At 57.6% G+C, this 8,906-nt stretch carries 11 protein-coding genes; 6 read left to right on the top strand and 5 right to left on the bottom strand.

All coding sequences use genetic code 11. The features are described 5' to 3' along the window. The coding region (locus tag ACTG4B_RS06625) for a CRISPR-associated endonuclease Cas1 (RefSeq protein ID WP_439154896.1) at positions 1-201 on the top strand (201 nt) is incomplete at its 5' end. Positions 202-263: 62 nt separating this feature from the next. Here the strand turns inward: ACTG4B_RS06625 and ACTG4B_RS06620 are convergent. Together ACTG4B_RS06620 and thyX are read right to left on the bottom strand one after the other, a co-directional pair. Beyond that, a complete protein-coding gene (locus ACTG4B_RS06620; RefSeq protein ID WP_439154895.1) occupies positions 264-830 on the bottom strand; it encodes a hypothetical protein in 567 nt (188 codons plus the stop codon). Positions 831-1,170: 340 nt separating this feature from the next. Continuing rightward, positions 1,171-2,076, bottom strand: coding sequence for an FAD-dependent thymidylate synthase (gene thyX / locus ACTG4B_RS06615; protein WP_439154894.1), 906 nt, complete (start codon positions 2,074-2,076; stop codon positions 1,171-1,173). A gap of 167 nt (positions 2,077-2,243) precedes the next feature. Between thyX and ACTG4B_RS06610 the strand changes: the two genes are divergently transcribed. Continuing rightward, positions 2,244-3,164, top strand: a complete 921-nt coding sequence (locus ACTG4B_RS06610) for a thymidylate synthase (RefSeq protein ID WP_439154893.1) — start codon at positions 2,244-2,246, stop codon at positions 3,162-3,164. Next, on the top strand, positions 3,157-4,497 hold the full coding sequence (locus tag ACTG4B_RS06605) for a surface lipoprotein assembly modifier (protein WP_439154892.1): 1,341 nt from the start codon (positions 3,157-3,159) through the stop codon (positions 4,495-4,497). The genes ACTG4B_RS06610 and ACTG4B_RS06605 overlap by 8 nt, the downstream gene beginning before the upstream one ends. Before the next feature lie 14 nt (positions 4,498-4,511). On the opposite strand, the gene ACTG4B_RS06600 is transcribed toward ACTG4B_RS06605, so the two are convergent. After that, on the bottom strand, positions 4,512-5,291 hold the full coding sequence (locus ACTG4B_RS06600; protein ID WP_439154891.1) for an imidazoleglycerol-phosphate dehydratase: 780 nt from the start codon (positions 5,289-5,291) through the stop codon (positions 4,512-4,514). Positions 5,292-5,443: 152 nt separating this feature from the next. On the opposite strand from ACTG4B_RS06600, the gene hisB reads away from it, so the two are divergent. Genes hisB through ACTG4B_RS06585 form a run of 3 tightly spaced genes read left to right on the top strand, consistent with a single transcriptional unit; the run spans position 5,444 to position 7,161 of the window. After that, a complete protein-coding gene (hisB, locus tag ACTG4B_RS06595) occupies positions 5,444-6,031 on the top strand; it encodes an imidazoleglycerol-phosphate dehydratase HisB (protein WP_439154890.1) in 588 nt (195 codons plus the stop codon). After that, entirely contained in the window at positions 6,028-6,666 is a 639-nt protein-coding gene (gene hisH, locus ACTG4B_RS06590) for an imidazole glycerol phosphate synthase subunit HisH (protein WP_439154889.1), read from the top strand. Before hisB ends, hisH begins: the two co-directional genes overlap by 4 nt. Before the next feature lie 21 nt (positions 6,667-6,687). Beyond that, positions 6,688-7,161, top strand: a complete 474-nt coding sequence (locus tag ACTG4B_RS06585) for a transglycosylase SLT domain-containing protein (protein WP_439154888.1) — start codon at positions 6,688-6,690, stop codon at positions 7,159-7,161. An 11-nt stretch (positions 7,162-7,172) separates the two neighbouring features. Here ACTG4B_RS06585 and ACTG4B_RS06580 read toward each other — a convergent pair whose 3' ends face one another. Then, positions 7,173-7,562, bottom strand: a complete 390-nt coding sequence (locus ACTG4B_RS06580; RefSeq protein ID WP_439154905.1) for a DUF2147 domain-containing protein — start codon at positions 7,560-7,562, stop codon at positions 7,173-7,175. A gap of 55 nt (positions 7,563-7,617) precedes the next feature. Beyond that, positions 7,618-8,757, bottom strand: coding sequence for a hypothetical protein (locus ACTG4B_RS06575; RefSeq protein WP_439154887.1), 1,140 nt, complete (start codon positions 8,755-8,757; stop codon positions 7,618-7,620). Between the last annotated feature and the right edge of the window lie 149 nt (positions 8,758-8,906).

Below are 8,906 nucleotides of genomic sequence, written 5' to 3'. Positions count from 1 at the left end.
CGGGAAGTCCAATCATTCGTCTATGACCTGATGGAACCTCTGCGGCCTATTGTAGATCGTGCTGTTTTGGAGTTGGTGATGAACGAGACGTTCACAGGGGCGGACTTTATCCGACAGACTGACGGTGTCTGTCGTCTTTCGCCCGATTTGGCTCGAATGGTTGTTCATCGAGTACAACGGCACTTTCACAAACCGAGCTGACCTCACCCAAATCGAAAGCCCGCACATCAACATATGGGAAAACAGATGGTATCTCTGCCACCTCATTTCTGGTTGGGAAATCTCTCCCAGCTGCGAAGCCTAGCATTGCTCCGCTCATCGTCATTATCCATTGCGGCTTTAGTCAAATCGTCGATCAGCCAACTCGCCCGCGACATCCAGTCAAATAATTCCTGAAGTTGGCTCCAGGTGAGCACACGTTTATCATCGCCTAGTTCCACTGTGAGGTTCGCTTCAGGTTCTTCAGCATGAAACTGTGCTTTAATGCCAATCAGTCCGTGACAGACAAGGTTCCTTATCACGAGGGCCTCTTTCAGCATTTCTACCAAACGATTACTCAGCACTGTTTGAAGTGGGCGATTGTTAACTCTCGGAGCAACAGCTTGCTGCCATGCATCAAGAGACCTCGAAATACCATATGACGATTTTGGTATCTCACCCGCATGAAGCTTTTGAATTGAGATGCGTAGAGATTTTTCCAACCCTGACCAAATAAAGACCAGTGAACCAATAGTTCCATTCATCTCATGGAAAGAAGTAATCAATTTGTTTCCTGCGACATAGATGAGAGTCTTAAAAAGATTTTTACCATTATGACAGACAACAAACACTTAGATCTATCTTTGTCTATCATGAACGGTACCCATGCCACCCTCGACCGCTCCGACCGATAGGGATAGTTCCCCAAAGCAAAAGCCCACACGGTGAGATGCGGGCTTTCGTTTGTAGGCCAGAGTATTTTTCTGCGGATATCTCTATACCCCCCTCCCCATGGGGGAGGGTTTGAGACATGCTGGAAAAGGTCCACCGGGCCTTATTAATCGAACACGGGCGGGACTGATCAGCTTGGCCTACCTACAAGCGCCGCCTCAAAAGCCATCCCGGACTATGGCGACTCCGGCCTCACCGCTCTCATCCATGTGGATATTGAATTTCAATCTACACAGGCACTCACCCAATCACCCCCATAAACTCCCGCCATTCCCCCTTGCTCATGCCGCTCGTTTCCTGCGTCACATCTTCGCCCTTCAGCATACGCCGCACGCAATCAATCGCCTTGCCCGAGAGTGTCGCACCGCCCATGCGGTAATCTTCGAAGGCGCCGTAGGCGGCGGGGACCCAATCGGCGACGACCTTGCAGATCTCTTCGGCGTAGACGCGGATTTCGTATTGGGCGTGGCTGTCGGCGCGCAGGCGCAGGAAGTGGAACAGGTTGTGCAGGTCCACCTTCCAATACCATTGGGTGTAGATGTTGGCGGGCAGGTTCATGCGGGCCAATTCGCGGGCAAGGCCCTGCTGGCCCTCGTCCGAGATCATCTCGGCATAGTGGTCATAGCAACGCGCCGCGTCGCCCTTGAGGTATTCCAGCACGCGCGCGGCCTCTTCGCCCGAGAGTGTTTCACCCCGTCCCTGGTTGTTGATGACCGATTGCGCGGCCAGATCCTCGGGCGCGGGGATATAGAATTCGCGGTCCAGGATCGAATAACGCGCGGAATATTCGTTGACGTTCGCGGTGCGGTGCCTGATCCACTGGCGGGCGACAAAGACGGGCAGTTTGACGTGCAGCTTGATCTCGCACATCTCGAACGGCGTCGAATGCCAGTGTCGCATCAGATAGCGGATCAGGCCCGCGTCATTCGAGACAGATTTCGTGCCCTTGCCATAACTGACACGCGCCGCCTGACAGATCGCGGCATCGTCGCCCATATAGTCGATGACGCGGATGAACCCGTGATCCAGAACGTCATATGCGTTGTAAAGATGCGCTTCCATCCCGTCGGCGACGGCACGCAGGGTGGGTTTGGGGCTGGCGCGCAGGGCGTCGATCTCTGCCTGTTGGTCGGGGGTGATGGGCATCGCTGTCTCCGGTCTGGGGATGAGTCGCTGAACTATAGGCAATGGGGGGCTGTGACAAAACCACCAACGCGCCAAAACGGATTTTGTTCATCTGCTGGTTGCTTCTTGACAGTCATCACTCCACCCGCAAGTTTGCCCGCAACGTTTTGAAACCGAGGAAGTTATTCATGAAAATATATGCTGTTGCATTCGCTGCTGCTGCTCTCTTGTCCGCTTGTGACGATGTTCAAAGTCCGACAGACGTGGACCCCGGCACCGGCACGCCGGTCACGCCCGTCACACCCGCAGAAGGTGTCGCGCCCGGTATTGCTGCCAATCTTCAGTCTGTAACCTTTGACCCGGCTGTTCCAGGAAGTGAAACTTTGCTTGTCACGCTGAAATCACTCGATGGCGATACGCTCGCGACACCGTATCAGCGCAATGCAACCGATGATCTCACCGGTTATATCGCGTTTACACAACAGGATGATCCGCTTGATCGTTTTGCCACAGCGTTGGCGGCCGCATCCACGGATGGCACGTCGCAAGCTGTTGTCGTGATGGATGGGGGGCAGTTCAACCGCTACTTTGGTGGTGCAAACTATGCACAGATCGGAGACTATACAGCCCCCGAAAGCGGGCTTGCCAGTTATGCGGGGTCATATGTGGGCCTTTTGAATGTCAGCCCCGCCCCAACGCCGGTCACTGGCGCACCTGACGTTCTGTTGCCGGAACGGCCCGGTCGCGTCAGCGGGGACATCTTTTTCAACGTCGACTTTGCCGACAACGGGGTAAACGGCGCAATTTATAACCGTAGTGATGTAGACGGCGTTGGTGTAACACTTGGCAATGTGATCCTGGTCGATGGCGCGCTTGCTGCTGACGGTTCCTTTGCCGGCAATGCCGAAAACGAGAGCCTCTCTGGCATCGGCACCTTTGCCGGCGTTCTGGGCGGCACCGATGCAAGCTCGATGAGTGGGGGCGTTCATCTTGACGGTGATTTTGCCGGAATATCAAGCGCCGAGGAATACGGGATTTTCGTGCTGAGCCAATGTGGCACGGCAGGTGAAACAGCTGTTTGTAGCATTGTAGAAGATGTGAATGAATAAATGGATATTCGCGCTGGCGATCGGGCTGTTCGGCTCTTTCGCCAGCGCACAAACAACACTGACGCTGTCGCTGGACGACGCGCGTGCCATTGCAGTGCAGGCATTTCGCGCCGGAGAGGAAGACACAGCCCTACAGATCGCCGAACGCCTGTTGCAGGCGAACCCGGATGATCGCACGGCCCTTGTCATTGTGGCGGCCCTTGCTGATCCGGCGACAGGGCGCAAGGCCGGTGCGCGGGCATGGGCCCTGTCTGATACGAACACCCAAAGGTATGAGGCCGCCCGCCTGACGGCACTGGCCGCTGCACGCGAGGAACGTTTTACGCTTGCCACGCTCTGGCTGCGCCGGGCGCTGACCGTAGCGCCAAACGAGACGGAAACCGCCAGAACCACACAAGACGCCGCGCGCCTGCGCCGCCTGAACCCGTGGTCAAACAGCCTGTCATTCGCACTTGTGCCGTCCAACAACGTCAACGGCGGCGCCGAAGATGAGATATTGACCGCCCCCGGCCTGCCTGATGGCACCCTGTCACCGGATGCACAGGCATTGGCGGGGGTTCGTGCGGTGCTGGGTCTGCGCAGCCAGTATCGTCTGACCCAAACTGAAAAAAGCCGGGCCACCGTCGCGATCGGCGTTCAAGCCTCGCGCGTGCGGCTGGAAAACGGCCAGAACACGGCCAACATATCAGGCCGGGACTTTGCCACCGATGCGGCTGATATCAGCTTGGGCTATGATCGGATTTTGGAAAACGGCAGCTTTGGCGGGCGGTTAACCTTTGGAACATATGATTTCGGGCGCGAAGATTACTATGATTTCAGGCGGTTGTCGCTGGCCCGCACAGTGCCGCTCTCGGACAAGACTGGATTGCAGTTGTCAGCCACGCACGAACGCCAGACCTATGTGCAGACCGGGATTGGCACCATTGACCGCACTATTCTGCGCAGCAGCGTGACGCAACAGCTGGATAACAAAGACAGGATCGGCGCAACGCTGACTTATACGCAAAGCGACGGCGACAGTGTCAACTATACCTATGAAGACTGGAGCCTTGCAGGATCCTATGCTTGGGCAGAACCGTTCGGCCCGGTGACGTTGGGGATAAGTGCCGGAATCAAGTGGTCAGACTATCCCGCATATACGGTGCTCATTCCCGTCGATGGCGGCCGCGAGGATCAGACGTTTTTCTACACCATCAATATGGGATTTGATGATCTTTCCTATGCGGGATTTACCCCCGGCCTGACGATCAGTGGCAGCGTTGCCGACAGCAATATCAGCCGCTTTACACGCAATACGACATCATTCGGACTGACGTTGAATTCAACGTTCTGACATATCCGGCCGCATCATGATGCGGCAGCAGCGCATGTCATTGCTTCATCAACTATCAATGCCGGCCCCGACACCGTGAAACGATGCGACATTTTCAGAGCTGCAAATTGCACATCGCCGGCGGGATAAAGGACCAGGGACCGCACTGGCGTTTCATGCTCTTCATATTGATCGATCTCATGCGCCGGGCCTTGCGGTTTTTCATTGTCGGCTTCCACCCCGTCGTCGCACTTGACCGCCTGATCTGAAACATCCATCGCGGACATCGTATCAAGGACGTGTGCCGCATCATCGACCGGAGCGTCAGTTGCACCGTGCAGCGCCGCATCCTCTTGTGCCAGCAAAAGATCGAGTGCGGCATCATCCAAGGCCGCATCGCCATCATCTGCCGCAACGAACTGCGACAACCGATGCACGCGCGCCTGTGCTTCGTCGAAATTTTCGGTCGACGCCAGCGCAAGCTGGCTGATCAGCCGCCCCGAACTTTCCGATCCCACCAAGCCATAGAGGCAAGGGATCAGGTCATAGAGCTCGTCCGTTTCGGGCCCCGTCCGGTCGGTTACGATGATGGCGCTGACATAGGGGTTGCGCCGCTCCGCAGATAGCGCCAGCGCATGAGTCAGACGCCCATCCACCTTTTCATCCATGACCAACAGGTCAATCGTTTCCAGTTGGATCAGCGCCCGCGCGACCGTGCGTGTATCTACACAGACAACCTGAAATCCCTTGCCAATCAAGGCTTGGGCACAGCGTGCCGTCGCTGTCGCGTTCTTGCGCAGAATAAGGGCTTTCATCGGATTCTCCTGATGGTTGGCAGCAACTTGCCCGATACTACCCCCACATGTCTTAAATTTTGCTGAAAACGGATGTGAAGACCCGCGCACCCTTGGCCCCCGCCCGCGATACCCCTATAGAAGCAGGTAACAGCGACAGTCAGGAACATCCCATGCGGACATCAACGATCACCCGCCAGACCGCCGAAACTGATATTTCCGTGACCATCGACCTTGATGGCACCGGCCAATACGACAACCAGACCGGCGTCGGGTTTTTTGATCATATGCTGGACCAGTTGTCGCGCCACGCGCTGATTGACATGACCGTGCGGGCGACGGGCGATTTACATATCGACGATCACCACACGGTCGAGGATGTGGGAATTGCCCTTGGTCAGGCCCTGTCGCAGGCGCTGGGAGACAAGCGCGGTATCCGGCGGTATGGGGCGTGTCATCTGGCGATGGATGACGCACAGGTGCGCGCAGCACTTGATCTGTCCGCGCGGCCCTATCTGATCTGCAATCTGGACCTGCCATTTGGCAAGATCGGCACGTTTGACACCGAACTGGTGCGCGAATTCTTTCAGGCACTGTCCACCCACGGCGGCATCACGCTGCACATTGACAGGCTGCACGGCTTCAACGCCCACCACATCGCAGAGGCCGCATTCAAGGCCGTCGCACGTGCGCTGCGCGAAGCGGTCGAGGTTGATCCGCGCAAGGCCGACGCCATCCCATCCACCAAAGGCAGCCTGTGACAACCGCGCTGATTGACTACGACAGCGGCAATCTGCATTCTGCGCAAAAGGCGTTCGAGCGGATGGCCGCCGAAGCTGGCGCCGGGCCGATCATAGTGACCGGCGACCCAGACGTGGTGGCACGCGCTGACCGGATCGTGCTGCCCGGTGACGGGGCGTTTCCTCATTGTCGCGCACAGCTTTACGCCCAAACTGGTCTGGCCGAGGCGATTACAGAGGCCGTGATCACCCGCGCGGTCCCCTTCTTTGGCATCTGCGTGGGGATGCAGATGTTGGCGACAACAGGCCATGAATACGAAGAAACCCCGGGTTTCGGCTGGATCGCGGGCGACATCCGCCGGATCACCCCCGCCGATCCGGCTCTGAAGGTGCCGCATATGGGCTGGAACGATCTGGTGATCGACCATCCGCATCCGGTGCTGGAGGGCATCGCAACGGGCGAGCATGCCTATTTCGTTCATTCATATGCGATGGAGGTCGCCAACCCGGTGGAACGTCTGGCGCATGTCGATTACGCAGGCGACATCACCGCCATCGTGGGCCGCGACAACATCATCGGCACGCAATTTCATCCCGAGAAAAGCCAGGCCGCAGGGTTGCGTATGATCGGCAATTTCCTGCGCTGGATGCCCTGACACAAAAAGGAAAAGTCACCGATGCTGACACGGCGTTTCGTTTTATTGGGTGCGACAATGGCCCTCGTCGGCTGCGGGCGCAGATCGCCGCAACAGGTGAACAGAGCAAACCGCGACCTTCCGCTTTATCCCAATGAAACACCCGAACTGCGGCGGCTGATTAACAAATACGCAAAAATTCACGGCATCCCTGTGACGCTGTTGCACCGGGTGATTGTGCGCGAAAGCACGCATAATCCGGCCGCGCGCAACGGTCCTTATTACGGGTTGATGCAGATCTTGCCCCAGACAGCCCGGACAATGGGCTATCGCGGATCGCCCGAAGGGTTGCTGGATGCGGAAACCAACCTGGCATATGCGGGGAAATACCTGCGCGGTGCATGGCTGGTTTCGGACGGCAGCGAAGACGCGGCCGTCGGCTGGTATGCACGCGGCTATTACTACGAGGCCAAGCGACGCGGGATGCTGGTGGAAACGGGGCTGCGGGCAGGCTAGCCCCCTGCCCCTTATTGCGCGCGTGTCCAGGTGCCGCCATCGCGGCAGATACCCAGCACGCAGCCCGATACCGACAACGTGTTCCCGGTCAGTTGCAGCCGCGAATTATAGGTTTTGTCCCGGTCCGGTGACCAGACCTTGCCGCGATAGGCGCCATCGCCGCGCGCAATGGTCTGTGAAATGATCTGGCGGCCGATATTGTTCGTGGTCAATTCATTGCCATCGGCATCAAAGGATTGCACCAGTGTGCCACAGAGGGCGTCGCCACAGGGCGCGACCTGAATGATTCCGGAATTTCCGTTGTCGTCGCGCGCCGTGCGCCACATGCCCTCCAGCGGGTCGGCAAGTACAGGTCCGGCCAGGCCCAAAAGGGCCAGCGTTGTGATCGCCAGTGTCTTCATACTCAATTTCCTCCTTTAGTCGTGATGCAACCTTGCGCGGACGCACCATCGCCGATCAAGCCTGACGTTGGGTCCCGGCCCCTGCAAACAGGCGGTTCACCAGATGGAACGCCGCTGCACCTTCATGGGTCAGGTTTCCCGGCAGCCGACCGCCAATTGCCGCGCTAGGGTCGTGTGCCGACAGCCAGCCGGAGCCCAGCAATTCGACTTTTTCAGGTCGGTATGCACGCTGTGTCTTCATCTGGCGGTCTCGGGCGGCGTTCAGGTCGTGCTGGGGCAAATCCGTATATGAAAGGCAAAAAAGCTGCGGTTTGCCGCCACGCAGGAATTCCCGACAGAACGACAACGGGATCGGTGTGGAATACTGCGACGGATCAAGCCCCGTTTCCTGCACCATTTCGCGCTGGATATCCGGAAGGATCAGATCCATCAGATCCATCTCTGGCTGGTAGACCCTTTCATGGTCCCATTTGATCGCGCAGCTCATCGCGGGATGCACGCCACCGGGAAAGACGCCGACTTCCTTGGCACGTTTCACCATGCGCAGCGCGATGCGGCCTTCGCGATCCTTCGACAGAAAACAGACAACGACACCCAATGAGTTCGCCAATCTCTTGTCGTCAAGCCGCGGCAACCCAAGATCCTGACCGGCAGACAGCAATTGGCGCAGCGTGACGGTAACCTGTTTCTTTTCGTATGAAAGGATAGTGGTTTTCTTGTCCAGTACCAGGTTGCTTTCCGCCTGGCAGAAATACCGTGTCGGCCTTATGCCAACCTCCAGCCCGTCGGCGGACTGCGTTGCAGACGCGATCCGCATGACCGGTGAATCGCTGGCCGCGTAGCCCTTGGACCGATAGTCGAGATAGGCCTGCGCGCGTGCCTGGGCCCATTCGAAATCGGTCGCCTGGGTGAAAAACGGGTCGGAATTGACCCGCGCCATGATGCGCGACGTCCGGCCTTGCCGGATGTCATCAGAAAAATCAGCGATTTCCAGATAGGGCAAACTGCCTGCAAGTTTTGGGCCGACTTCCGCGTAGCATTGGTTTACGTGGCGCGGATCGTGGTTAAGGAACTCCGTCCCACTGTCCGAGACCCGCCGCAAGACGTCTTCGGCGAAATTGCTGGTCTGATCCAATGTGCGGCCAATGGCCCATGCACCGGCTGTTCCGGCGATCCAGATCGTGAATGGTTCCATCGGTGTATCCTTCCTGCTCGACAAGCCACAAATCAGGGGCCTTGTCGACAAGCATAGTCTATTTGCAGCCGCCGGGCACATCAGTTCAGGCAGGCCGTATACCATGTTCTGCCCGTTGCAATCTGCCCGCCTGCATGCATAAACGCGCC

Source organism: Yoonia sp., from assembly GCF_965660735.1.
Classification (GTDB): Bacteria; Pseudomonadota; Alphaproteobacteria; order Rhodobacterales; family Rhodobacteraceae; genus Yoonia.
Note: the sequence above shows the minus strand (reverse complement) of the source record. Positions and strands in the feature narration are given on the sequence as shown.

Excerpts from the sequence above, each read along its gene's own strand:
- ACTG4B_RS06610 (WP_439154893.1), top strand. The coding sequence starts at position 2,244 with ATGAAAATATATGCTGTTGCATTCGCTGCTGCTGCTCTCTTGTCCGCT.
- ACTG4B_RS06600 (WP_439154891.1), bottom strand. The coding sequence starts at position 5,291 with ATGAAAGCCCTTATTCTGCGCAAGAACGCGACAGCGACGGCACGCTGT.
- thyX (WP_439154894.1), bottom strand. The coding sequence starts at position 2,076 with ATGCCCATCACCCCCGACCAACAGGCAGAGATCGACGCCCTGCGCGCC.
- ACTG4B_RS06585 (WP_439154888.1), top strand. The coding sequence starts at position 6,688 with ATGCTGACACGGCGTTTCGTTTTATTGGGTGCGACAATGGCCCTCGTC.
- hisB (WP_439154890.1), top strand. The coding sequence starts at position 5,444 with ATGCGGACATCAACGATCACCCGCCAGACCGCCGAAACTGATATTTCC.
- ACTG4B_RS06580 (WP_439154905.1), bottom strand. The coding sequence starts at position 7,562 with ATGAAGACACTGGCGATCACAACGCTGGCCCTTTTGGGCCTGGCCGGA.
- ACTG4B_RS06575 (WP_439154887.1), bottom strand. The coding sequence starts at position 8,757 with ATGGAACCATTCACGATCTGGATCGCCGGAACAGCCGGTGCATGGGCC.
- ACTG4B_RS06605 (WP_439154892.1), top strand. The coding sequence starts at position 3,157 with ATGAATAAATGGATATTCGCGCTGGCGATCGGGCTGTTCGGCTCTTTC.